We start from the raw sequence: 23,992 nt of genomic DNA on the forward strand, positions 1-23,992 counted from the left end.
TGATCTGCCCGTGCTTCCGCAGCGGCGGCGCGGGTGACCGCGCAGGTGGGCTCGGCCGGCCGTCGGCTGAGCCTGGTCACGGTCGACCAGATCCTGTCCAGCCTCTCCAACATCGCGGCCCTGATCTGGGTCGCCCACGCCTTCGACCCCGTGGACTTCGGCCGGTTCAGCCTGGTGGTGATGGTCTACACCGTCGCGCAGGTCGTGTTCCGGAGCCTGATCTCGACCACTGCACTGGTGCACCCCGAGGACGCCGACACCCGGCCGGGCGCGATCCTCGCCTCGACCGTGGTCCTCGGCGTGGCGTCCGGCGTCCTGTGCGTCGCCGCCGGCTTCGCGCTGGTCGCGGCCGACAGCGCGCTCGGCGGGCCGATCGTCGTCTTCGGCCTGGCCGTGCCATTCCTCGTCCTCCACGACGTCGGCCGCTATCTCGCCATCTCGCGGCAGCGGCCGGGAGGCGCGGTGACGCTCGACGCGCTGTGGTTCGTGCTCCTCGCCGTCGGCCTGGTCGGCACCCAGCAGCTCGGTCTCGACTCGCTGACCTGGCTGATCGCGGCGTGGACCGGCTCCGGCGTCATCGCGTCGCTGTGGGTCTTCGCCCAGTGCGGCGCCCCGACAGCCGGCGGTCTCGCGTGGCTGCGCGAGCGCTGGGACTTCTCCTGGCGGTCCATGGTCGGCGGCCTCGCCGCCAGCGGTACGGCGCTGGTGACCGCGTCGCTGATGGCGCTCTTCAGCAGCCCCATCGCGGTCGCGGCGTTCCGCGCCGCGACCCTGCTCGGCGCGCCCAGCACCGCCGTCCAGCTGGCCGTCGGCACCGCCGCGGCGGCCGACATCGCCCGCGAGCGCGACGACCCGCGCGCCGTGTGGCGCCACGTGCGGCGCGCGATCCTGATCGCCACGGTCGTCGCGGTGGTCAACCTGGTCGTGCTCGTCTTCCTGCCCGACGTCATCGGCCACGCCCTGCTCGGCGAGGCCTGGGACATCGTCGAGCCGCTCATGCTCGCGCTCAGCCTCAAGGTGCTGCTGATGGCGGCCCAGAGCGGGCTGCGCGCGTCGCTGATCGGCACCCACCGGATCCAGGCGGCGATGGTCACCGACGTCGTCGCGATCGTGCTGGTCGGCGCCTGCATGGTCGTCGGCGCCGCCTGGGGCGACGCCGAGGGCGCGCTGTGGGCGATGGCGGTCGGCACCGGCGTCTCCACCGTCTGCTGGTGGATCGCGGTGATCTGGAAGGGTCGCGGGCCGCTGCCGGAGCTGCCGGCCGCGCCCGCCACGGACGAGCGGGGCGAGCACGACGAGCAGGACGAGCCGCCCGTGCCGGTGAAGGTCGCCCCCGGCCGGCACCGCGCCTAGCCGCGGAGCGTCAGCCGCGGACCATCTTCCCGCCCCGGGTGGCGGCGGCGAGGTCGACCTCGTCGACCACCCTGATGCTGCGCGGCTGCCAGGCGCGCGGCAGATCGGCGCACGCCGTACGGATCCCGTCCTTGACGGCCCTCTCGTCCGCGTCGCCCGCGAGCACCACCTCGACGGCCACCACGGCGCCGACCATCGGGTTGCTGCGGCCGTGGACGCGCGCCAGCCGGACCCCGGGCACGGCGCCCACGCGCTCCTCGATCGGGAGCGGGTGCACCTTCACCCCGCCGACGTTGATCACCTCCGAGGATCTCCCCCGGAAGAGCACCCGGTCGTCGACGACCTCGACCAGGTCGCCGGTCGAGACCCAGCCGTCCACCTCCTCCGGGGCGTCGGTGGTGTCGCCGGCGTAGCCGAGCATCCCGGTGCCGGCGCGGACCTGCAGCTCGCCGTCCCGGACGCGCAGCACGGCGTCGGGGTTCGCGGGGCTCCACAGGCTGTCCGCCGACAGGCCGGGCCGGCCGTCGCGGACCGAGGCGATCGAGCCGAACTCGGTCGACGCGTAGACCTGCGAGATCCGCGCGGTCGGGAACGCCTCCCGCAGCTCCTCGAGCAGGTCGGGGGAGCTGGCCTCGCCGCCGAGCGTGACCTGGGCGAGCGGCGGGAGCTCCGCCCGGCTGCTGCGGGCCTCGGCCAGCAGGAAGCGCCAGTACGTCGGCGTCGCGCTCACGCAGGTGAGCTCGTCGCGCAGCAGCGCGGCCAGCCCGTCGCGCGGCTGGCGCGGGAACGGCGCGACCAGGGTCGCCTGCGCGGCGAGCACGTGCAGCAGCACCTGGATCCCCGCGAACTGCTGGGGCCCGTAGGCGAGCAGCCACCGCTGCTCGGGCCGCGGCGCGGTCGCGGCGCCGCGCCGGGTCAGCACCGCCCAGTCGTGGCGGGCCGCCTTGGGCAGGCCGGTGGTGCCGGTGGTCCGGATCATCAGCGGCTGCGGCCCGTCGTACGACGCGTGCTCGGCCGGGTCGCCGTCGAGCTCGTCGGGCCGGACCACCGTGAGCGCCGGCGGGAGGTCGGTGCGCCGGGTCACGACCGTGTCGTGGCCCAGGGCGGCGGCCTGCTCGGCGAACTGGGCGGGGTCGAGATCGGGCTGGTACTGGCACGGCTCGCTCCCGGCCGCGGCGGCGCCGCCGAGCAGGCGCAGGATCCAGGCCGCGTCCGGCTCGAGCACCGCGAACCGGTCGATGCCGCGCGCCCGGAGCCCGGCCGCGACGCGGCGCGCGCCGTCGTACAGCTCGGCGTAGGTGAGCGTCGTCTCCGGCGTCACCACCGCGACCTGCTCCGGCCGGTCGGCGGCGGCCCTCTCCAGCAACCCGATCATCGGTGTCGACTCCTTTCGCCGAAGGTTCGCAGGCGAGTATCGCGCATCCGTCACCCCGGCTCCGTCGGTGGCGTTGACAGGGGGCAGGATCCTCCTGTGTCCCGAGAGGTTGGAGAGCGCGTGGGTGCCCATCGCCCGATGACGGTCGCGGAGAAGTACTACACCTTCCTCGACCGCCGCTGGCCGACGAAGGCCGTCGTCACCGCCGACCTCGACCGCTGCCTCGACGCCGCCGAGGTCGCCCGCGCCTGGCAGGAGCTGCGTGCCCGCCGGGTCGTCACCCGCGCGGTGGCCACCGAGGAGCTCACCATCGCCGACCCCGGACCGGACCCCGAGGGCGCGGTCTTCCAGGCGCGCGAGGCCGAGCCCGAGGAGTGGCCGGCGATCGTCGCGGAGCTGTCCGACGCGCACGACGACCTCGGCACGCCCGTGCAGTGCTGGTACCTCGCCAGTCCGGCGACGGGGGAGTCCCAGCTGGTCCTGATCGGCCACCACGCCCTCATCGACGGCCGGATCGGCGTCGCCGAGCTCCAGTGGCTGGTCCGCCTCCTCGACGGCCAGGACGTCCCCGAGCAGCAACAGCTCGCCGTACCCGCCGCGCCGGTCCCGGCCCACGCCTGGCAGCGGGACCGGGCCGCGATGATCGAGCTGCTGCGCGACCTCAAGGCCCGCACCACGGCGTACGGCGCGCCGGCCCCCGCCGCGTGGCCCGATCCCGCCGTGCCCCGGCGGTCCCGGATGCGCCAGGGCGCGCTGGAGCCGGACGCCGCCGCGCGCCTGGTCGCCGCCGCTCGCGGCCACGGCGCCAACGCGTTCTCGGCGGTGGCCGCCGCCGCCCTCGCCTCGGCGGCCGGGGTGCTGGGGGACGGGGGAGCGGAGGGCGCACCGACCACGCTGCAGTTCGCGGCGCCCGCCGACGTCGCCGCGCCCAGCACGGCGCCGGACCGGGCGCGGGAGATGGCGATCGCCGTCCTCAGCCGGCCCTACCGCGTGGACCCGGCCGACGTCTGGGGCCTGGCGAGCGAGGTGCGCTCGACCATCCACGCGGCCCGTGCCCGCGGCGAGGGCGAGCTCTTCTTCCATCTCTCCCGCGTCGAGAAGGTCGTCGACCTCGACACCGGCCGGGACCTGGTCGCCCGGGCGCTCGCCGCCGGGCCGCCGTGCGTGGCGGTCAGCAACCTCGGCGTCGTCGACCCGGGGAGCGACCCGGCGTGGGTGCGCGGCGTCCGGGCCGGCCTCGCGGCGGCGCCGAACCAGGTCGTGTTCCTCACCATCACGGGCTATCGCGGCCGGCTCCTGCAGCTGCTCTCCAGCGACGACAGCCGCCTCCCGCCGGACCGGCGCGACGCCCTCGTCGCGGGCTACCGGCAGATCCTGGGCGAGCTCACGCGGTGAGGCCGCCGTCGACGACCAGCACCTGACCGGTGATCCAGTCGTTGCGCTCGTCGACGAGGAACTCCACCGCGCGGGCGATGTCCTCGGGCTCGCCGAGCCGCCCGGCCGGCGTACGACGGACGATCTGGTCGAGCTGCCCGTCGTCGAGGCCGTGGCTCATCTCGGTCTTCAGGTAGCCCGAGGCGATGCTGTTGACGGTGATCCTGCGCGAGCCCATCTCGCGGGCCAGCCCCCGGGTGAACCCGTCGAGCGCGGCCTTCGTGGCGCCGTAGACGCTGAGGCCGCGGTAGCCGGTCAGGCCGGTGATCGAGGAGATGTTGACGATCCGGCCGCCGCCATGGGCCAGCATGTTGCGGACGACCTGCTTGGTGACGTGGACGGTCGCCTTCAGGTTGAGGTCGATCACCGTGTCGGAGTCGTCGTCGCTGAACATCGCGAGGATGCCGTCGCGGGCGACGCCGGCGTTGTTGACGAGCACGTCCACCGACCGCCACTCCGCCAGCACGTCCTTGACGAACCGCGTCGACTGCTCGCGGTCGGCCAGGTCGGCCTTGCGGAACAGGAACCGGTCGCCGTACGCCGGATCCGCCTGCCAGGCGCGAACCGCGTCGGTCTCGCTGCGGGCGCAGGTGGCGACCCGGTCGCCGGCGTCGAGGAAGTGCTGGACGATGCCCTCGCCCAGGCCCCGGCTGCCGCCGGTGACGACGACCGTGCGGGGTGCGGTCATGCGGACGAGGCGGTCGCGTCGGCGTAGAACGCCACGATGTCCGCGACCGTCTCGGGCAGCAGCCCGGCGCCGAAGGGGTCGGTGCCGAACTCGTCCTCGAGGATGGCCGACAGCTCGGCGGTCTCGAGGGAGTCCAGCCCGAGGCCGTCGTCGCCGTGGAGCGTCGCGCCGAGGGAGACCGCGGTCTCCTCGCGGTCCGAGCGCTCCAGCAGCTCGGTGACGATCGTGACGATCCTGGGTTCGATCTCGTTCATTCCGACCTCTACTCAGATGGGGGGTTCGGAGGGGCAACGACGTCACGGGGTCCTTGGTAACGGGCCCGGTCGTACACATGCCGTGGAATGTCGATCGGCGCGAGCCTGCGGGCGGGCACGCCGCCGTGCAGGTGGGCCCCCTTCGCCTCCTGCCCGGTCCACGTCGTCGAGCCGGCGGCGATCAGCGCGCCCTCGCCGACCACGGTGCCGGGCAGCATCGTGCAGGACGTCGCCACGACCGCACGGTCGCCGATCGTGACCGGGTCGAGGATGACGCCGCCGTTGGTGGGGTCGAACGCGTGCGAGAGCAGGGTGGACCGGATGCCGGTGACCCAGGCGTTGTCGCCGAGGATGATCCCGCCGCCGCAGTCGAGGTAGTGCTGGCTGATGATGTGGGAGTCGTCGCCCATCCGCAGCGTGCGCAGGTCGTCGGTCGGCGTGGCGCCCTTCTCGTAGCCCGAGTCGCCGACGATCTGGTTGAACAGCATGATCCGGCAGCCGATGCCCATCCTCACCAGCCGCAGGTCGCGGAACAGGTTGAAGTGGTGGATGAGCGAGCCCTCGCCCAGCTCGAACCGGTCGACCCGGCGTACCAGGTTGATGCCGACCACCGCCGTGTCCGGGATCGCGTGGCCGAGCCTGCGCAGCAGCCGGTTCTTGAGCCTGCTCGGTGGCAGCAGGAAGACAAGGGTCGTCAGGGCCTGGCGCACGCGGCGCAGCCTACACAGGCCCTATCCTCTGGCGCGTGCTTCTCACGCCCCTGGCCCACGGCCGGGTCTCGATGCAGTGCGACCTGTGCATCCCGCCCGTCCTGACCATCGCCAGCCCCGACTGGCTGCGTCGTACCGGCTGGACGCTCGCCGCCGACGGCGGCCCGGTCGATGCCTGCCCCAACTGCACGGTGCGCGTCGCGCCCCGCCATCGGGTACGCCGCGGCGACGCGACGCCGCAGTCGCCCGACCCCGCGCGGCTGCCGAACGTCGTCGTCGTCGGCGCCACGAAGGCCGGCACCACGAGCATGCACAACTACCTCGCGGCGCACCCGGAGATCGCGGCGTCGGAGGAGAAGGAGATGCGCTTCTTCACCGACCCCGACTGCCGGGGCTGGGTCGGCGCCTACCAGGAGCGGTTCGCGCCCGGCACCCGCTACCGGCTGGAGTCGACGCCCTTCTACAGCAAGGCGCCCTGCTATCCGGGCGTCGTCGACCGGATGGCCGACCTGGTGCCGGACGCGCGGATCGTCTATCTCGTGCGCGATCCCGTCGACCGGATCCTCGCCGAGCACATGGAGATGGTCGCCTGGAACTCCGCCGAGCGCCCGCTGGAGGAGGAGCTCGCCGATCCGGGGGAGCCGACCAGCCCGCTCGTCGCGTCCAGCCGCTACGCCACCCAGCTGGAGGCCTATCTCGAGCGGTTCGACCGCGACCGGGTCCTCGTCGTCGACCTCGCCGATCTCGGCGCCGACGTCGACGGGACCATGGGCCGGGTCTTCGACCTCCTCGGCCTCGACCGTCCCGGGCTGTCCGCCGACGACTGGGGTCGCTACAACACCGCCGAGGAGAAGCGCGCGCTGCCGCCCTGGCTGATGGCGATCCGCCGGGGACCGCTCGTCCGGGCGGTCCGCCGGCTCCCGGCCGCGCGGCGACTGGTGCACCTCGCGTGGCGTCGTACGGGGGAGCGGATCGAACGGCCGCAGCTGAGTCCCGCCACCGAGGCGGCGCTGCGGGCCGAGCTGCAGCCGGAGGTCGACCGGCTGCGCGAGCTCACCGGGCAGTCGTTCGCGTCCTGGTCGCTCTGACCCGACGATCTCGGGCGTCAGGCCCGCTTGCGGAAGAGGTAGAACCGGTCGTGCAGGTCGATGAGCTCGCGCAGCTCGTCGGACTGGTGGATCGGGCGGTCGTCGACCAGCTCGTAGCCGCGGTCGAGGACGTCCTGGCGGAACGGCCTCATGGAGCCGTCGAGCTCGGTGCTGCGCAGCTCGTCGGGGGTGTTGGGGACGATCAGCAGCCACGGGACGTCCCGCTCCGCGATCCGGTCCAGCCACCAGCACACCGCGTCGTGCGAGGCCTCCGAGAAGCTGTGGATGTTGACCGCGACGTCGTAGCGCTCGGCGAGCTTCTCGTGCTCGTGGAGGGGGACGACCCGGACCGTGTCGGGGAGCCCGCGGAACCGCGTGTAGTACTCGCACAGGAAGGTCGAGGTCGCGACCGCGTCGATGCAGTCGTACGCCGCGAGGCCGGGCAGGGCGGCCGACATCCGGTGGGCCAGGCGGCCGTAGCCGGCGCCGATGTCGAGGACCCGCAGGCCCTGGATCGACGCGAGCCCCATCCGGTCGTCGAGGTAGTTGATCTCGTTGATGCTGTCGAGCAGGTCGCGGCTCACCGGCGGCCGCTCGCCGAACTCGAAGGTGAACGCGCCGAACAGGCCGTCCTCGGTCAGCTGGTCGAACAGGCCGAGCGCGTCGCGCTCCATCACGTCGAGCATCGCGAGGTACATCCGGATCCGCGCCGCGTGGCCGAGCTGGCGGAACTGCCAGACGTAGGCGTTGTCGCCGCGGAACCAGGCGAGCGAGAGGTTCTTCTTGAGGAAGCCCTGTCGCCACTGGGTGTGCACCGCGGACGGCAGGTCCAGGGCGTCGTACGTCGCCTGGAGGTCGGCCAGCCGCGGGTTGTCCTGGCGCAGCTCGGCCTCGGCGCCCGGGGGCAGCGCGACCTCCTCGTTGTGGGTCACCGAGACGTAGCGGCGCCCCTCCTCGTCGATCCGGCTGACCATGAAGCCGGCGCGGGCGGCGCCGGACTTGACCCGGCGGCGGAGCCAGCCGGCGACCAGCTCGGGGTTGGCGCGGCGGGCCTTGGCGACGAGCTCGTCGGCAGAAATCGGGGGCACGGTGGGCAACTGTAACCGCATCGGTCGCGGGTCGTTCTGATCTGGTGGAATGAGTTCCCGCCGCCGGCCGACCGCAGAATCCGCACCCCGAGGATCCGCTTGCTGACCACCCCCGTGACGCTGATCGCGTTCAACCGGCCCGACCTGACCTCGGGGACGCTGGCCGCGATCCGGGCCGTGCGGCCGACCCGGCTCTTCCTGGTCGCCGACGGCCCGCGCGCCGGCAACGCCGACGACGTCGAGCGCTGCGCCGCGGTCCGCGCCGTCCTGGAGGACGTCGACTGGCCGTGCGAGGTGCACCGGCGCTACGCCGAGACGAACCTCGGCCTCGAGGCCAACGTCGAGCTCGGCCTCGACTGGGTGTTCGCCCGGGCCGGCTCCTCGATCGTGCTCGAGGACGACTGCCAGGCCGGTCCCACCTTCTTCCGGTACGCCGAGGAGCTGCTCGAGCGCTACCGCGACGACCCGCGGGTGTGGCAGGTCTCGGGCAGCGGGCTCGGCGTACCGCAGCGGCTGTTCGGCGACGCCAGCTATGCGTTCACCGCGTGGGCGAGCGTGTGGGGCTGGGCGACCTGGGCCGACCGCTGGCACCGGCACCGCGAGGTCTTCCCCCGCGACCACGCCGCCGGCGACGCGCCGGTCCGCACCGTGCCCGCGGTGCAGCAGCCCGGCCTGCTCGTCACCCGCTCCGCGCAGCAGCACTTCGCCGAGGCGGCCGTCTCCGACGACACCGTCACCCACGGCTGGGACAAGCACTGGTGGCTGACCATGATGACCTTCAGGGGCCTGGCGATCTCCCCGGCGGTCAACCTCGTGGAGAACGTCGGCTGGGGGGCCGACGCGACCCACGGCGTCGCACCCGGCAAGCGCGACAACGCCGCCGAGGCGATGGCGTTCCCGCTCCGGCACCCGGCCGAGGTGGCGCTGGACCCGGAGGTGGAGCGCGAGCTGGAGCTGGTGCTCAACCGGGTCGGGGGCCGCGCCGCCACCCTCGCGCGCCGGCTGGTGCGCTCCCCGCGCCTGCGGCACGCCGCGCGCACCGCCGTCAACAGCCGCGCCGCCACGGCCGCCCACCGCCTCGTGAGCCAACTGGGAGAGAAGAGCCGTCGTGCCTGAGCCGTCCGCCCAGCTCCGGACGCCCGTCGTCATCGTCGCGTTCAACCGGCCCGCCGTCGTACGCCGCACCGTCGAGGCGGTGCTCGCGGCCGGGCCCGAGGACGTCTTCCTCGTCGTGGACGGCCCGCGCGCCACGCACCCGGAGGACGCCGCCCGCTGCGCCGAGGTCCGCGAGCTGCTGACCTCGGCGGCCTGGCCGGGCCGGGTCCACACCCGCTTCGCCGAGCGCAACCTCGGCCTCGAGGCCAACGTCGAGCTCGGCCTGGACTGGGCGCTCTCCCAGGTCGACCGCGCGATCGTGCTCGAGGACGACTGCATCCCGCACCCGACCTTCTTCGACTTCTGCGTCGAGCTCCTCGACCGGTACGCCGACGAGCCGCGCGTGTGGCAGGTCGCCGGCGACAACAAGGGCATCCCGCGGGCGATGTTCGGCGCCGAGAGCTACGCCTTCACGACCTGGGCGAGCGTGTGGGGCTGGGCGACCTGGGCCGACCGGTGGCACGCGCACCGCGAGGTCTTCCCGCGCGACCACGCCGGCGCCGAGGACCGGGTCGGGCAGGTGCCGCGGACCGCCGACGCCGTCCGGCCGGTCGAGGTGCGGCCGCACCCCGACGCCCTGGTCACCGAGGCCGCGCTGCGGCACTTCACCCAGGTGGCGGGGGACCGGGACGGCGACTCCCGCGGCTGGGACCACCACTGGTGGGTGACGATCATGTCCCGGCGGGGCCTGTCGATCACGCCCGCGCTCAACCTCGTGGAGAACGACGGGTTCGGGCCCGACGCCACCCACACCCGCACCGCCCGCGAGCCGATGCCGGCGCAGGCGATGGCGTTCCCACTGGTCCACCCCGCCGAGGTCGCGCTCAACGAGCGGGCCGAGGCGGAGCTCGAGCTGGTCCTGCTCCAGATCGACGGGCGGCTCTCGCGCGCGGTCAAGCGGATCATCAGGCCGCTGTGGCTGCGGGTGCTGATCGGGCGGGTCGTCCGGTTCCGCCCGGTCTGGGCCGTCGTCCGCCGGCTGGTCGCGCGATGAGAAGCCCTATGTCAAGCCGCTTTGTTCTGTTGGGTGATGACGCGTTGGAGTGCGCGGTGGGTTTCGGGGTTGTAGGCGAGGTTGTCTTGCCAGCAGTGCCAGATGATGTGGAGCCAGGCTCGGGCGAGGATGCGTACGGCGTGGGCGTGGTCGTGGCCTCGTGCCCTGGCGCGGTTGTAGTAGTCGGCGGCCCAGGGGTTGGCGTGTCTGCTGTCGGCGGCGAAGTCGACCACGGCGTCGCGGAGTTGTTTGTCGCAGGACCAGCGGAACCCGACGGCTCGGTGTTTGCCGGACTGGCGGGTCGAGGGTGCGGCGCCGGCCAGGCAGGTCAGCGATTCGGGGGTGGGGAATCTGGCTCGGCAGTCGCCGATCTCGGCCAGGAGGCGTGCGGCGCGGACGCGTCCGGCTTTGGGGAGGCTGGTGAAGATGTGCGCGTCGGTGTGTGCGTCGAGCTGCCGGTCGATCTGGGTCGAGAGGATCTTGATCTGCTCGACCAGAGTCAGCAGCAGCGTCACGTAGCTCGCGGTGATCGCAGCCTGGGTGGTGGCGTGGATGCCGGTGGCGCCCCTGGGCGCGTCCAGGAGCCGGGCGTGCAGCACGGCAGGGTCGGTGCGTCCGGAGTAGCCCTGTTTGGTCAGCCAGCCGCCGAGGCGTTGGGGGGTGAGCCAGTCGGCGCGGTCTTGGGTGTCGAACCGGGTCAGGAACGTCAAGGAGATCTCGGAGTCGATGTCGCGGAAGAGGCCGATGGCGCCTGGGAAGACGTTGCGCAGGTGGGCACGGAGCTGGTTGGCGACCGCGACGCGGTGTTTGACGAGGTCTTTGCGGGCACGGCAGGCGCGTCGCAGCGCGACCGTGTCGTCGCGGTCGGGGATCAGTGGGCGCAGTCGGGTCCGGTCGGTGCGCAGGGTGTCGGCCAGGACGTAGGCGTCGAAACGGTCGTCCTTGTTGCCGGCCGATCCGTAGCGGCCGCGCAGGTTCTTGACCTGGTTCGGGGAGATCACCACCACGCTCAGCCCGGCGGCCAGCAGTGTGTCGATGACGGGTCCGTCGGGTCGTTCGATCGCGACCTCGTCGACGCCGTGACGGCGCAGGAAGCCGACCAGTTCACGCAGGCCGCTTGCGGTGTGCTCGACCGTCGTGGTGGCGACCTTGCGGCCGCGTCCGTTGACGATGCAGGCGGCGTGGTCGTCACGGGCCCAGTCGATGCCCGCGGTCACGTCGTTGGGCGCGGTCTCGGGCAGGGTCACAGAACGTTGGCTACTCATGGATTCGGTCGGGGTTTTGCTGGCAGACTTCACGTCAGCCTCCTCGCTGCTCCAATCAGTGGGGAGGCACCCATTTCTTCGGGTGTCGCGATATCTCACGGTGCCGGGACGTGTCTGCCGGTTCGCTCACTGATCGGCGCTCGCGACCACGCTGATGCTCAGCAGCGGTCTTGGCGCACAGCCCTATCGACGGTCCACACGTCCCGGGCAACCACCAGATCCTGCAGATCTCATCGTGGACGTCCTTGGCGTCAAGCGAGCAGGGCAGTGACCTGGCGGCACCCGGGGTGCATCACCGCCTCATCTGGAAGCGATGACGTCAGGAAGGTAGTCCAGTGAGCCTCCCCGTCTGGCTGCGGCCGTGGTGGCCGCTGTTCAAGCGCCTGCACCTGCTGGTGACCCGGCTGCTCGGGCACCTGTTCCGCGCCGCGTCGCCGCTGCTCGGCCCGCGCGGCGTCCCCCGCCGGGCCACCGCCCACGCGACCGAGACCGCTGCCGAGCCCGGCGTCGTCCTCCATCCGGGCCGGCCCGAGGAGCCCTGGGTCCGGCCCGCGACCACCGGGGAGCCCGCCGGACACTGGGTCTTCACGGCGATCCACGAGGCCACCGAGCCGACCGCGAAGGTCCCGTGCACCACCATCCCGGCGACGTTCACGCTCGAGATCGCCGGCGGCCGGCTCACCGGCGACTACGCCGCGGCGACCACCCCGACCAAGGTGCTGGACCACGAGACCAGCACCTACTTCGGCGTCTTCGACTGGCGCGAGCACCCGATCTTCCTGCGACCCACGCTCGGCCCGACCGAGCACGTCGACGGCACCGTGCTCAGCCTGACCGCCCGCGGCACGTCCGAGAACTACTACCACTTCCTCTACGACGCCCTCGGCCGGCTGGCCGTGCTCGAGGAGACGATGGGGGAGCAGGCGCTGAAGGAGGCCGACGCGGTCGTCGTACCGCACCGGACGCGGTACCAGCGGCAGCTGCTCGAGCTGGCCGGCGTCACCACCCGGCTGATCCAGCCCGAGCGCGGGCGGACCGTCTCCGCCGACCGGCTGCTCGTGCCGAGCAACCCCAACTGGGCGCTGCAGGCTCCGCCGTCGACCGTCGCGTGGCTGCGCGACCGGCTGCCGCCCTCCGGCGCGACCGGCGCCCCGCGGCGGCTCTACGTCACCCGCGGCAGCACCCCCCGCACCCGCCGGTACGTCGAGGAGGCGGCCCTGTGGCCCGAGCTGGAGCGCCGCGGGTTCACCCGGATCGACCCTGGACAGCACAGCGTCCAGGAGCAGATCGACCTGTTCCACGGCGCGGAGGCCGTCGTCTCGCCGCACGGCGCCGCCCTGACCAATCTCACCTTCGCCCGGCCCGGCGTGCGGGTGCTGGAGCTGTTCGCGTCGACGTACGTGCACCTCGGGCTGTGGGCGATCTGCCAGGCCGTCGGCGCCGACTACCGCTACCTCGTCGCCGAGCCGGCGAGCGGGCCCGACGGCCCGAACCAGGGCGTCCTCGACGACGTCACCATCCCTCCCGCGCGGGTGCTGGCGTCCGTGGACGCCCTGCTCGCGGACCTCTAGAGATCTAAGGTGTGGCCGTGAACGACGCGAACGACGCAGATCCGACGTTCCGCCCGGGCGAGACCCTCTCCCGGCTCTACCCGGAGGTCCGCGCCGGGGGATACACCCGGCACGACGGGTTCATCGAGTTCTACACGCGGGTCAACGCGCTGCTCGACGCCGACAGCCGGGTCCTCGACTTCGGGGCCGGTCGCGGGCTGTGGGCGATCGAGCCGTTCCCCGAGCTGCACCGCCGGCTCCGCGGCTTCCACGAGCGGGTGGCCGAGGTGCACGGCGTCGACGTCGATCCGGTCGTCCTCGACAACCCGACCCTGAAGTCCGCGCAGGTGATCGAGCCCGGCGGCTCGCTGCCCTTCGAGGACGCCGGCTTCGACCTCGTGGTCGCCGACCACGTGCTCGAGCACATCGCCGAGGAGGACGCGGTCCGGGTCTCCGCCGAGCTGCTCCGTGTGCTCCGGCCCGGCGGCTGGCTGGCCGCCCGGACCCCCAACAAGTGGGGGATGATCGGCATCGGCGCGCGCGCCGTGCCCAACGACCTGCACACCCGGGTCCTCAAGCGGCTCCAGCCCGACCGCAAGGCCGAGGACGTCTTCCCGGTCCGCTACAGCATGAACACCCGCCGCGCCCTGTCCGCGCTCTTCCCGCCGCCGAACGAGCTCGTGGTCTACGGCCACGCCTCCGAGCCGACGTACTTCGGCTCCCACGCGCCCGCCTGGCGGGTCGCCCAGCTCGTCGACCGGCTCACCCCGCCGGCGCTGGCGCCGACGCTGATGGTGTTCGTGCGGAAGGGCTGAGCCCGGAACCTCAGGCCCGGCGCCGGCCGGACCCGGCCTTCGCCTTGTCCGAGCGACCAGCGGGGCTGGTCTCCTCGTAGTAATAGTAGTAATACGAGCCGATCGCGCGCTTGGCGACCATGTTGACCACGACGCCGTAGAGGCGGGCGCCGACCTGGTTGAGCCGGTTGATCGCCTCGTTGACCTGGTCCTTGGTGGTCTTGGCGTGCCGCACGACGATGATCACGCCGTCCGCGAGCTTGGCCAGCACCGACGCGTCGGCGACGGGGAGCAGCGGCGGGGCGTCGATGATCACCATGTCGTACGACGACCGCAGCCGCCGGATCAGGTCGTGGGTGATCTTCGACTGCAGGATCTCGGTCGGGTTCGGCGGCTTGGCGCCGCTGGCGAGGACGTGGAGGCCGCTGGCCTCGTGGACCTGGATCGCGTCGTGGATCTCGGTCTTGCCGACGAGCGCGGTCGTGAGGCCGATCGCGGGGTCGAGGCCGAGGGTGCTCGCGACGCGCGGCCGGCGGAGGTCGGCGTCGATGATCAGCGTGTTGCGGCCGGTCTGGGCGAGCGCGACGGCGAGGTTGGTCGAGGTCATCGTCTTGCCCTCGCCGGGCACGGCGCTGCTGATCACCAGGCAGCGCGGCTGGTGGTCCAGGTCGATGAACTGCAGGTTGGTGCGCAGCAGGCGGAACGCCTCGGTCCGGGCCGCGAAGCCGCCGAGGTCGGTGAGCAGCGGCGCGGCACGGATGTCGCCGTCGAAGCCGATGCTGGCCAGCACCGGCGACTCGGTGAGCTCGGCGACGTGGTCGGCGGTGCGGATCGTGCGGTCCAGGATCTCCCGGGCCACCGCCAGGCCGATGCCGAGCAGCACGCCGATCAGCCCGGCGACCACGAGGTTGAGCACGACGTCGGGGCTCACCTGGTTGGCGTTGTACGACGCCTTGTCGGTGATCTGCGCCCGGATCTGCGACTCGTCGGTGCTGCCCCCGGGCGTCTCCAGCCCGGCGACGTACGTCGTGAACTCCTCGGTCGTGACGTCGGCGATCGTCTGGGCGTCGCGCGGGTTCTCGTCCCTGACGGTGATCTGGATGAGCGAGGTGCTCTCCACGACCTTGGCGTCGATCCGCGACGCGAGGGCCTCGGGAGTCATGTCGAGGTCGAGCTGGTCGATGACCCGCTCGGCGAGCTCGGTGCTCTTCACGACCGTGGCGTAGGACGCCGCGCGGTTGGACGCGAACAGCAGGGCGGCGTACGCGTCGGTCGTGTCCCGGACGTCGACGGTCAGGAAGATCTGGGTCTTCGACTCGTACATCGGGGTGCGCGTGAACGTGATCGCGGCGCTGACGCCGAGCGCGAGCAGGATGATGGTCACGATGCTCATCCAACGGCGCCGCAGCACCGTCAGAAACTGCTTGAAGTCCAAGTCCCATCCCTTGCTCGTGACCTGCGTCCCGACCCGACCGACTGCCGATCCTAGGACACGCCCCTGTTCCCAACGCTCCGCACGGTCGTTGGTCACTGTGCCATGGGGCCCGATCGGCCGCTGCTAGTCTCGCGGGCATGTCGCCCGAGATCCGGCGTCGGCGCCGGTCTCGCGGCTTCCGGCGGCTGCTGCGGCAGGGACGCCGGTTCCGGCAGGACCACCCCCGCTGGACCGTCACGATCGGGGTCGGCGCGGTCGTGCTCGCGTGTCTCGGCTGGTCGCTGTGGGTCGTCCTCGGCGCGAGCCGGGACCTGAAGGAGGTCGACCGGCAGGCGCGGGTGATGCGGGCCGCGCTGATCCGCGGCGACGCGGCCGGTGCGCGGGCCGCGCTCGAGGCCTACCAGGAAGCCGCCGACCGGGCCGACGCCACGACCCACGGGGTCACCTGGTCGGTCTTCGGCGCGTTCCCGCTGCTCGGCGACGACGCCGACGGCGTGGCGACCGTCGCCGCCGTGCTGGCCGACCTGGGTCGCGAGGGCCTCACCCCCGTGGCGGACGCCGCGGACGAGGTGACGGCCGAGAGCTTCCAGCCGGTCGACCACACCTTCCCGCTGGAGAAGATCGCGGCGCTCGAGGAGCCGGCGGCCCGCAGCGAGCGGGCGTTCGACGCCGCCAGCGAGCGGCTCGCGAAGGTCGACTCGTCGGGCTTCGCCGGACCGATCGCCTCGGCCTTCGACAGCCTGGAGGAGCTGGTCGACGACGCCCGCAGCACCCTGCAGTCGACGTACCGCGCCGCACGGCTGATGCCGGTCGTGCTCGGCCAGGGGGAGCCCCGCAACTACCTGCTCGTGCTCCAGAACAACGCCGAGTCGCGCAGCAGCGGCGGCCTGCCGGGCTCCCTGTCGCTGATCCGGGCCCAGGGCGGCGAGGTGCGGATCACCGACCAGGTCGACATGGCCGAGTTGGGCGCGACGCCGGAGCCGGTGCTGCCGCTCACCGACGAGGAGGAGGCGCTGTTCGGGCGGATCCTCGGCACCGTCGGGGTCGACGCCACGCTGACGCCGGACTTCCCCCGCGCCGCCGACCTGATCCGCGCGCGCTGGCAGGAGGTGAGGGGGCAGCGGGTCGACGGCGTCCTGTTCGTCGACCCGGTCGTCGTGTCGTACCTCCTGCGCGCGATCGGGGAGGTGCCTGTCCCCGGGTACGCGCCGGTGACCGCGGCCAACGTGGTGGCCCGCGTGGAGAACGAGATCTACGCGCTGACGCCCGGCACCACGGAGCAGAGCGACTACCAGGAGGCGGTGGCGAAGGCGGTCTTCGACGTCTTCTCCGACGGGTACGGCAGCTCCGCCGAGGTCATCCGCGCGCTCGTCGCCGGCGTCCAGGAGGGGAGGGTGCGGATGCACTTCTTCTCCGACGACGCCCAGGGCGAGATCGCCGGCACCCGGATCGCGGGGGAGTTCGTCGACCGCACCAGCGGTCCGCCCGTGGTCGGGGTCTACGTCAACGACGCCGGCCCGACGAAGATGCAGTACTACCTGCGCCAGCGGGCCCAGCTCTACTCCCGCCGGTGCACCGACGGGCGCCAGGAGCTCGGCACGTCCATCACCTTCAGCAACGCCACCCCGCCACGCGCCGACACCCTGCCCGACACGATCACGGGCGAGTTCTACCCCGGCAACCGCACCGACCCCGGCCAGCAGCTCCTCGTCGTCTACGTCAGCGCCCCCGTCGGCGGCGAGGTGGTGTCGGTGTCCGTCGACGGGCAGGCGGCGGGCAGCCCGACGGTGACGACCTACGCCGGCCGCGAGGTCGCGACGATCGGCGTGCTGCTCGACCCCGGCCAGTCCCAGACCGTCGACGTCCTGCTCCGGTCGGGGAAGGGCCAGGAGGACGACCCCCACCTGGAGATGTCGCCCGGCGCGACGCCCGGCAGCTCCAACGCGACCGCCCGCTCGGCCTGCCGCGCGCGCTGACGCGGCGCCCCCTCCTCTTTACCTTTCTCTTTACCTTCGCGTCACCGGCGCGCCACGGATCAACGGCGTTGACGTCACCCGGGCCCAGGAGCATCGCTGCCCGTGCCCCTCACCCTCCCGGTGGCGCGACGGGAAGCCGCATGATCGCGGCGCACCCGTTCGGCGACCCGCAGACCGTCGAGGTCGCCGCCGATGCCGGCGACCCGGCCGTCGTCCACGTCACCTGGAAGGTCGGCGCCGCGGACGACCTCACCCTGCTGGGCATCCACCTCGGCGTGCTGCCGGCAGACCGGGTGATGCTCGACGGCGCCATCACCTACGACGACGGCGACGCCGCCCTCGTGCAGCAGGCCCCGCAGGTCGAGGCCTACCTCCTCGAGCACGTCGTGGTGAGCACCGCGGGCGAGCAGTGCCCCGGCGCGGTGGCCGCGACCGGCGACCTCATCGCCGCCGGCGCCGACCTCGTGTTCACCTGCCCCGAGCCGCCCGAGGTCGCGACGGTCGCGGTCAGCACGCTCACCGACCTGCACCCGGCGTACCGCACCCTCGCCACCGGGCCCGACGGCCAGCACCAGGTCTACGGGACCGACGCGCCCAGCCACGACTGGTCGCTCGACCTTCCCGGCGCCGCCGGCGGCACCGGCGCCGGCGGCGCCGGGACCAGTGCCGCCCTCCAGATCGGCGGCGTCCTCGGCGCCGCCCTGCTCGTCGCCGTCGCCGGGACCCTCGTGGCCCGGCGCCGCCGCCGGATTCCCGCCCACCCCACCCCCTAAGGAGACGTCGTGCCCGCACGACCGATGCGCAGGCTCCGGTTGCTGACCTCCGTGGTCGCCGTGACCGTCGCCGCGGGTGGCCTGCTGGCCACACCGAGCCAGGCTGCACCTCCCGCAGCCCCGACCCTGCTGCCGGACGCCCCGGCAGCCGCGGCCGCCGAACCGGCGCCGAACCCGGACATCCTCGACGTCAGCTTCCCGGACGGCGTGCCGACCGACGCCGCCCAGTCGCTCGCGCCGATCACCTACGGCACCCCGACCTTCGGCACCGACCCCACGCAGGGCCCGGTCATGACCGTGGACGGCGTCGACGACGCGGTCGGCTTCCCGTTCGAGGACGAGTGGCCCAAGCTCACCACCGGCGTCAGCGTCGAGTGCGTGTTCCGCGTCGACACCACGATGCCGGTGTCCAACGAGAAGGACCTGTGCTCCGACAAGGAGGCCGGCGGCATCTCGATGTACGTCACCGGCGGCAACCTCGGCTTCATGGCCTACGTCGGCGGCGCCTACCGCAGCGCTCTGACGCCCATCGACGGCAACCGCTGGTACCACGCCGTCGCGACCTGGGACGGCAGCCAGATCCGGCTCTACGTCAACGGCCAGCTCGCGCAGACCACGGCGGCCAGCGGCGCGCTCACCTTCCCGGTGGCGACCGCGCGGCGCTTCATCGTCGGTGCCGACGCCAGCCCCACCGGGATCGGCCAGCCGGCTCCGCCGAGCACCTTCGCGGCTTCGGGCGTCTTCTCGCGCGCGGTGTCGGCCGACGAGGTGCGGGCGCTGGCCGCGGAGTGGGACACCAGCGTCCCGGTCCCGCAGGCCGACGTGCTCGACGTCGACTTCGCCGACGGGACCCCCACCGAGCGGGTCCGCGGCCTCGAGGTGAGGACCTTCGGGAGCCCGACCATCGCCCACGACAGCGCCCTCGGCCGTGACGTCGTCACCTTCGACGGCGACGACGCCTACGGCTACGCCCTCACCCCGCACTGGGGCGAGATCAGCAGCGCGGTGAGCATCGAGTGCACCTTCCGCTACACCGGCGCGCTGCCGCCGTCCGCGGAGGTCGACCTGTGCTCCGGCAAGGAGGCCGGCGGCTACTCGATCTACATCAACGACGACAAGGTCGGCCTGATGGCGCACATCGGCGGTGGCTACAAGACCGCGCGCGCCACCATCGTGCCCAACCGCTGGTACCACGTCGTCGGCGTGTGGAACGGCACCGACATCAAGCTGTACGTCGACGGCGTGCTCGCCGCGACGACGGCCGCCACCGGAGCCCTCACGCTGCCGGCCGCCACCGCCCGCGCGTGGACGCTCGGCGCGGACTCCTCGCCCAACGCCGGCGCCCAGTTCTACGCCCCGGCCAAGCTGGCGAACGCGCGCATCTACGGCCGGGCGCTGACCGACACCGAGATCCGGGCGCTCGACATCGCCGCCTTCGGCGACCACCCGGACGCCGGGGTCGCGCTGAACGGCTCGGTGCCGGCCGCCGGCGACCACCTCTCCGCGCCGGTCGAGCTCGACCTCGACATCGCGAACGAGGACAACGCCACCGGCTGGACCCACCTGCTCGACGGCGACCCGATCGCCGAGGGCGACCTGGTCGGCCCCGGCCTGAAGGCCGGCCCGCACACGATCACCGTCACCGCGGTCGACGTGTTCGGCAAGGAGATCGCGCTCGAGATCCCGTTCACCTCCGACGCCATCCCCACCGGCGGCGGCACCGGCTCCGGCGAGGGCAAGGGCGTCGTCCAGCTCTCCGCCATCGCCACCAGCCCCGACGGCGGCGACGTCTCCACGACCTTCCGTGAGGCCACCGCCACGGTCGCCGACGGCGGCGTCCAGGGCGTGGTCAAGCAGGTGCCGGCCACCCTCGGGTTCGAGATCGAGGACGAGCAGCCCATCCCCGGCCGGCTGGTCCCCGACGACGACAACCTGGAGTCCAGCGCCACCAGCGGCGACCTCCCCGTCCAGCGGTTCGACGTCGAGGTCGGCGAGGCCGTCACCGGACAGCAGGTCGTCTGGAAGGGCGTCGTCGACCCCGAGCGGTCAGTCACGCTGCGGGCCTGGAACACCGAGACCTCCCGCTGGGTCGAGCTCGCCACCGCGCGCGGCGTACGCGACGGCGACACCGTCCTCAACGCCGTGCTGCGCCCGGCGATGGTCGACGACGGCACCGTGCACCTGCTGGTGCTGGGCACCGACCCGTTCGCCGACGACCTCGCGCCGCGCGACGAGCGGGCGGCCGAGAGCAAGGACAGCTTCGAGGACCCCGACGACTACGACTTCTCGCTCGCCCACTTCACCGACACCCAGTACCTCGCCGAGGGCGCCGCGGGCGGCACCTACGACGACTGGGACGGCGTGGTGGAGGACGCCGACCTGATGAAGGCCGAGGAGCAGGCGATCTGGGCCCGCGCGTACGAGGCGACCACCGAGTGGATCGCCGAGCAGGCCGGTCCCCGCAAGATCGCGTGGGCGGGCCACACCGGCGACGTGATCGAGAACGACTACTACGACCCGCTCTCCACCGACGGCTCCGGGAACCTGCTGTACCCCGGGCTCGACGAGCAGGTCACCCGGGAGTTCGAGTTCACCTCCGGTGCCCAGGCGACGCTCGACGCCTCGGGCATCCCCAACCAGGTGATCGCGGGCAACCACGACAACCAGCTCGGCAACGAGACCGGCCCGACCTCGCGGTTCAACCAGTACTACGGGCCGGACCGGTACTACAGCGCCTCCCAGTCGTGGCCGGCCGGTGCGTCGTACCACGCCTGGGACGAGACGACCGACACCGAGGGTGAGGTCAGCACCCCGGGCCGGGACAACCAGAACAACTACGTCCTGTTCTCCGCCGGCGGCCTCGACTTCGTCGCCGTCGGGCTGTCGTACGGCGTCACCCAGGCCGAGGCCGACTGGGCGAGCTCGGTGTTCGCCCGCTACCCCGACCGCAACGGGATCCTGCTGACGCATGCCTACATCGCGCCCTCGACCGCGCCGGACGGACGCGGCGCCAGCTTCTCCGGCGACGGCTCGAAGCTGTACGACGAGGTGGTCACCGCCAACCCGAACGTCTTCTTGATCCTGGCCGGCCACGAGCACGGCGTCGGGACCAACCTGAAGACCGGCATCGGGGCGACGGTGCAGCACAACGTCGTCGAGCTGCTCGCGGACTACCAGTTCTACAAGGTGTCCGCGGGCGAGCTGTGGCCCGACCTGGTCGACAGCGCCGGCAATATCGACCTCGACGGCGACGGCGCCACCGACCACAAGGCGAGCGACCTGCTCCAGTTCGGCGCCAGCTGGCTGCGGCTGCTGCAGTTCGACGTCGACCGGTCCGAGGTCAGCATCGACACCTACTCGCCGATGTTCGACGACTTCGGCGCCACCGAGTACGACGACCGCAACCGCTACAACGGCGCCGAGGACAACCTGGTGCTGCCGGTGGACCTGTCCAGCCGGAGCACGACGTTCTCGACCGACGGCCTGACCGTGGTCACGCCCACCGACACGGTGATCGGCACCCAGACCGCGAGGTCGGGCTGGCCGGCCACCGTGGAGTGGCGGGGCCTGGCCGAGGGCGAGGTGTACGCGTGGACGGCCGAGAGCCGGGTCGCGTCGTCGGGTGAGCAGATCGGCGCGATCCGCCAGTTCGGCACGGTGTTCCGGGCGAGTGCCGCCGGCACCGACGTGACCGCGCCGACCCTCGAGGTCCCGGACGGCACCACCGTCCGGGTCGGGGAGAGCTTCGACCCGCTCGCCGGGGTGAGCGCGACCGACGACACCGACGGCGACATCACCGACCGGGTCCAGGTCGTCGGGGAGGTGGACACCGGCACGGCGGGCAGCTACGCCCTCACCTACGTCGTGGCCGACGCCAACGGCAACCAGGTGGTCGCCCCCCGCGTCGTCCGCGTGGTCGAGGCGGTCGACGACCGCACGGTCACCACGGTGTCGGTGGGCAATGTGTCGGTGGCCTTCGGCCAGGAGCTCACGCTGACCGCGCAGGTCGGGCCGTCCGCGGCCACCGGCCTGGTCCGCTTCCTCAACGGCGAGGAGGTGCTCTGCGAGGCGAGCGCCGCGGGCGGCGTCGCGACCTGCACCGTGCGGACCCTCCCGCCGCCGGGCGACTACGTGATCGTGGCGTCCTACGCCGGCGACGAGGACCACCAGGAGTCGCAGCGCTCCTTCGTCCTCGCCGTCAAGGACGCGCCGGTCGCCGGCAAGGCCGACCCGCAGCTGCGGGCGAAGGCCAAGAAGGCCACGCTCGCCCGGGGCAAGGCGCCGGTGCTCAAGGCCAAGCTCGCTCCCGGGGCCACCGGGAGGGTCGTGTTCAAGAGCGGCGGTCGCACGCTGTGCGTCGCGAAGGTCCGTGACGGGGTCGCGAAGTGCAAGGCCCCGAAGAGCCTGCGACCGGGCATCTGGAAGGTCAAGGCGAAGTACGCCGGCGACGCGTCGTACACGGCGGACAAGGTGGTGTTCACCTTCCGCAGGCGCTGATCCGCCGTCCGACGACCGCCGCCCGGCGGGCCTCCTGAGAGGTCCCGCCGGGCAGCGGTCTCATTATTTGGATACGCGTCTCGCCATTCGGAACACCGAGTTCGTGGATCCCGGAAAGCCGCCTAGTCTCTTCCTCATGTCGACGACTCTGCTGCTGACCAAGCGGCGCGCGGTGGACAACTGCCGCGTCAGCTCGGCGCTGTGTCGACCCTGCTGACGGGTCTCTGAGTCCGGCCACTCGGCCCCCTCGCCCGTCGCCTTCCGTGGCGCTTCCGCGCCCAGGCGTCGTCCTGTGCGTGCGTTGCGCTGCCGCAACAGCAATGTCGTACCGCACCATCGCAACCACCACGAAGGAATCATCATGAGCCGCGAGAACTCGCTCGTCTCCGTCCAGTGGGTCGAGGACAACCTCGACAACGACAAGGTCGTCCTCATCGAGGTCGACGAGGACACCTCGGCCTACGACAAGGGCCACATCAGGGGCGCCATCAAGCTCGACTGGACCACCGACCTGCAGGACCAGGTCCGCCGCGACTTCGTCAACAAGGCCCAGTTCGAGGCGCTGCTGTCCGAGCGCGGTGTCGCAGGCGACGACACCGTCGTCCTCTACGGCGGCAACAACAACTGGTTCGCCGCCTACGCCTACTGGTACTTCAAGCTCTACGGCCACGCCGACGTCAAGCTCATGGACGGTGGACGCAAGAAGTGGGAGCTCGACAGCCGCGAGTTGACCGAAGAGGTCCCCACCCGCGCCGCGACGACCTACACCGCGCAGGAGCAGGACACCTCGATCCGCGCCTTCCGCGACGAGGTCGTGGCCGCGATCGGCACCCAGAACCTGGTCGACGTCCGCAGCCCCGACGAGTTCGCGGGCCGCCTGCTCGCCCCGGCCCACCTCCCGCAGGAGCAGGCCCAGCGTGCCGGCCACATCCCGACCTCGGTCAACGTCCCGTGGAGCAAGAACGCCAACGACGACGGCACCTTCAAGTCCGACGACGAGCTGAAGGCTCTCTACGACGAGGTCGGCTTCGATGAGACCAAGGACACCATCGCCCTGTGCCGGATCGGCGAGCGCTCCTCGCTGACCTGGTTCGTGCTGCAGGAGATCCTCGGCAAGAAGAACGTCAAGAACTACGACGGCTCGTGGACCGAGTACGGCTCCCTCGTCGGCGTTCCGGTCGTGCTCGGCGACGAGCCGGGGTCGCTCTGATGTGCGGCGCGAAGGTCGGCGGCCTGTCCCTGGACGGGGTCAACGTCGCCAAGGAGGCCGTCATCCAGGGCCAGGTCGTGCGCGGCGACGGTGACGACGCCGCCCCGGTGTCGAGCGCCTACGTCCGGCTGCTCGACAAGACCGGCGAGTTCACCGCGGAGGTCCCCACCTCCGCGACCGGCCACTTCCGGTTCTTCGCCGGCGACGGCCAGTGGACGCTGCGCACCCTGGCCCCCAAGGCCGACCCGGTCGACCGCGTCGTCCAGGCGCAGACCGGCTCGGTCGCCGAGGTCCTCATCTCCATCTGAGGTCTGTGATGTACGTCGACGGCGGCTCCCGGAATCCGGGGGCCG

At 72.5% G+C, this 23,992-nt stretch carries 20 protein-coding genes; 13 read left to right on the forward strand and 7 right to left on the reverse strand.

What is annotated here, in order from left to right; genetic code table 11:
- Positions 1-33 precede the first annotated feature (33 nt).
- The gene (locus FIV44_RS20845; RefSeq protein ID WP_141006119.1) at positions 34-1,353 is read left to right on the forward strand and encodes an MATE family efflux transporter; all 1,320 of its coding nucleotides are present in this window, start codon (positions 34-36) and stop codon (positions 1,351-1,353) included.
- Positions 1,354-1,363: 10 nt separating this feature from the next.
- On the opposite strand, the gene FIV44_RS20850 is transcribed toward FIV44_RS20845, so the two are convergent.
- Positions 1,364-2,728, reverse strand: coding sequence for a class I adenylate-forming enzyme family protein (locus FIV44_RS20850; protein ID WP_141006120.1), 1,365 nt, complete (start codon positions 2,726-2,728; stop codon positions 1,364-1,366).
- A 120-nt stretch (positions 2,729-2,848) separates the two neighbouring features.
- Here FIV44_RS20850 and FIV44_RS20855 point away from each other — a divergent pair, with 120 nt between their 5' ends.
- A complete protein-coding gene (locus tag FIV44_RS20855; RefSeq protein ID WP_141006121.1) occupies positions 2,849-4,123 on the forward strand; it encodes a hypothetical protein in 1,275 nt (424 codons plus the stop codon).
- Here the strand turns inward: FIV44_RS20855 and FIV44_RS20860 are convergent.
- From FIV44_RS20860 to FIV44_RS20870, 3 genes are read right to left on the reverse strand one after another with little or no spacing between them, the layout of a single operon-like run.
- Positions 4,113-4,850 carry an SDR family NAD(P)-dependent oxidoreductase gene (locus tag FIV44_RS20860; RefSeq protein ID WP_141006122.1) on the reverse strand — a complete coding sequence of 246 codons (738 nt, stop codon included), beginning with the start codon at positions 4,848-4,850 and terminating at the stop codon, positions 4,113-4,115. The genes FIV44_RS20855 and FIV44_RS20860 overlap by 11 nt on opposite strands.
- The gene (locus tag FIV44_RS20865) at positions 4,847-5,104 is read right to left on the reverse strand and encodes a phosphopantetheine-binding protein (RefSeq protein ID WP_141006123.1); all 258 of its coding nucleotides are present in this window, start codon (positions 5,102-5,104) and stop codon (positions 4,847-4,849) included. Before FIV44_RS20865 ends, FIV44_RS20860 begins: the two co-directional genes overlap by 4 nt.
- Before the next feature lie 8 nt (positions 5,105-5,112).
- Positions 5,113-5,814, reverse strand: coding sequence for an acyltransferase (locus FIV44_RS20870; RefSeq protein ID WP_181410734.1), 702 nt, complete (start codon positions 5,812-5,814; stop codon positions 5,113-5,115).
- 35 nt (positions 5,815-5,849) lie between these two features.
- Between FIV44_RS20870 and FIV44_RS20875 the strand changes: the two genes are divergently transcribed.
- Positions 5,850-6,902: a sulfotransferase family protein gene (locus FIV44_RS20875; RefSeq protein WP_141006124.1), complete on the forward strand. Its 1,053-nt coding sequence runs from the start codon at positions 5,850-5,852 to the stop codon at positions 6,900-6,902.
- A gap of 17 nt (positions 6,903-6,919) precedes the next feature.
- Here FIV44_RS20875 and FIV44_RS20880 read toward each other — a convergent pair whose 3' ends face one another.
- Positions 6,920-7,990, reverse strand: a complete 1,071-nt coding sequence (locus tag FIV44_RS20880; RefSeq protein WP_141006125.1) for a class I SAM-dependent methyltransferase — start codon at positions 7,988-7,990, stop codon at positions 6,920-6,922.
- A 99-nt stretch (positions 7,991-8,089) separates the two neighbouring features.
- Here FIV44_RS20880 and FIV44_RS20885 point away from each other — a divergent pair, with 99 nt between their 5' ends.
- Together FIV44_RS20885 and FIV44_RS20890 are read left to right on the forward strand one after the other, a co-directional pair.
- Positions 8,090-9,106 (forward strand): glycosyltransferase family 2 protein, encoded by a 1,017-nt coding sequence (locus tag FIV44_RS20885; protein ID WP_141006126.1) that lies wholly within the window; start codon positions 8,090-8,092, stop codon positions 9,104-9,106.
- Positions 9,099-10,139, forward strand: a complete 1,041-nt coding sequence (locus FIV44_RS20890; RefSeq protein WP_141006127.1) for a glycosyltransferase — start codon at positions 9,099-9,101, stop codon at positions 10,137-10,139. The genes FIV44_RS20885 and FIV44_RS20890 overlap by 8 nt, the downstream gene beginning before the upstream one ends.
- Positions 10,140-10,150: 11 nt before the next feature.
- On the opposite strand, the gene FIV44_RS20895 is transcribed toward FIV44_RS20890, so the two are convergent.
- A complete protein-coding gene (locus FIV44_RS20895; RefSeq protein WP_219996110.1) occupies positions 10,151-11,386 on the reverse strand; it encodes an IS110 family RNA-guided transposase in 1,236 nt (411 codons plus the stop codon).
- Between the two features lie 353 nt (positions 11,387-11,739).
- On the opposite strand from FIV44_RS20895, the gene FIV44_RS20900 reads away from it, so the two are divergent.
- Both FIV44_RS20900 and FIV44_RS20905 read left to right on the forward strand, forming a co-directional pair.
- The gene (locus tag FIV44_RS20900; protein WP_141006128.1) at positions 11,740-12,975 is read left to right on the forward strand and encodes a glycosyltransferase family 61 protein; all 1,236 of its coding nucleotides are present in this window, start codon (positions 11,740-11,742) and stop codon (positions 12,973-12,975) included.
- Positions 12,976-12,992: 17 nt separating this feature from the next.
- Entirely contained in the window at positions 12,993-13,769 is a 777-nt protein-coding gene (locus FIV44_RS20905; protein ID WP_181410735.1) for a class I SAM-dependent methyltransferase, read from the forward strand.
- A gap of 10 nt (positions 13,770-13,779) precedes the next feature.
- Here FIV44_RS20905 and FIV44_RS20910 read toward each other — a convergent pair whose 3' ends face one another.
- Positions 13,780-15,279 carry a tyrosine-protein kinase domain-containing protein gene (locus FIV44_RS20910; RefSeq protein WP_281285751.1) on the reverse strand — a complete coding sequence of 500 codons (1,500 nt, stop codon included), beginning with the start codon at positions 15,277-15,279 and terminating at the stop codon, positions 13,780-13,782.
- Positions 15,280-15,320: 41 nt separating this feature from the next.
- Here FIV44_RS20910 and FIV44_RS20915 point away from each other — a divergent pair, with 41 nt between their 5' ends.
- The 6 genes from FIV44_RS20915 (at position 15,321) to FIV44_RS20935 (ending at position 23,947) form a co-directional block, all read left to right on the forward strand.
- On the forward strand, positions 15,321-17,159 hold the full coding sequence (locus tag FIV44_RS20915) for a DUF4012 domain-containing protein (protein ID WP_141006131.1): 1,839 nt from the start codon (positions 15,321-15,323) through the stop codon (positions 17,157-17,159).
- Between the two features lie 140 nt (positions 17,160-17,299).
- Positions 17,300-17,932, forward strand: a complete 633-nt coding sequence (locus FIV44_RS20920; RefSeq protein WP_141006132.1) for a hypothetical protein — start codon at positions 17,300-17,302, stop codon at positions 17,930-17,932.
- A gap of 9 nt (positions 17,933-17,941) precedes the next feature.
- A complete protein-coding gene (locus FIV44_RS20925) occupies positions 17,942-22,429 on the forward strand; it encodes a LamG-like jellyroll fold domain-containing protein (RefSeq protein ID WP_141006133.1) in 4,488 nt (1,495 codons plus the stop codon).
- A gap of 136 nt (positions 22,430-22,565) precedes the next feature.
- A complete protein-coding gene (locus FIV44_RS34160; RefSeq protein WP_372449664.1) occupies positions 22,566-22,646 on the forward strand; it encodes a putative leader peptide in 81 nt (26 codons plus the stop codon).
- Between the two features lie 144 nt (positions 22,647-22,790).
- A complete protein-coding gene (locus tag FIV44_RS20930; protein WP_141006134.1) occupies positions 22,791-23,639 on the forward strand; it encodes a sulfurtransferase in 849 nt (282 codons plus the stop codon).
- Positions 23,639-23,947, forward strand: a complete 309-nt coding sequence (locus FIV44_RS20935; RefSeq protein ID WP_141006135.1) for a DUF1416 domain-containing protein — start codon at positions 23,639-23,641, stop codon at positions 23,945-23,947. The genes FIV44_RS20930 and FIV44_RS20935 overlap by 1 nt, the downstream gene beginning before the upstream one ends.
- Positions 23,948-23,992: the final 45 nt, after the last annotated feature.

This window comes from Nocardioides humi, assembly GCF_006494775.1.
Classification (GTDB): domain Bacteria; phylum Actinomycetota; class Actinomycetes; order Propionibacteriales; family Nocardioidaceae; genus Nocardioides; species Nocardioides humi.

Excerpts from the sequence above, each read along its gene's own strand:
- FIV44_RS20850 (WP_141006120.1), bottom strand. The coding sequence starts at position 2,728 with ATGATCGGGTTGCTGGAGAGGGCCGCCGCCGACCGGCCGGAGCAGGTC.
- FIV44_RS20860 (WP_141006122.1), bottom strand. The coding sequence starts at position 4,850 with ATGACCGCACCCCGCACGGTCGTCGTCACCGGCGGCAGCCGGGGCCTG.
- FIV44_RS20865 (WP_141006123.1), bottom strand. The coding sequence starts at position 5,104 with ATGAACGAGATCGAACCCAGGATCGTCACGATCGTCACCGAGCTGCTG.
- FIV44_RS20915 (WP_141006131.1), top strand. The coding sequence starts at position 15,321 with ATGTCGCCCGAGATCCGGCGTCGGCGCCGGTCTCGCGGCTTCCGGCGG.
- FIV44_RS20920 (WP_141006132.1), top strand. The coding sequence starts at position 17,300 with ATGATCGCGGCGCACCCGTTCGGCGACCCGCAGACCGTCGAGGTCGCC.
- FIV44_RS34160 (WP_372449664.1), top strand. The coding sequence starts at position 22,566 with ATGTCGACGACTCTGCTGCTGACCAAGCGGCGCGCGGTGGACAACTGC.
- FIV44_RS20930 (WP_141006134.1), top strand. The coding sequence starts at position 22,791 with ATGAGCCGCGAGAACTCGCTCGTCTCCGTCCAGTGGGTCGAGGACAAC.
- FIV44_RS20935 (WP_141006135.1), top strand. The coding sequence starts at position 23,639 with ATGTGCGGCGCGAAGGTCGGCGGCCTGTCCCTGGACGGGGTCAACGTC.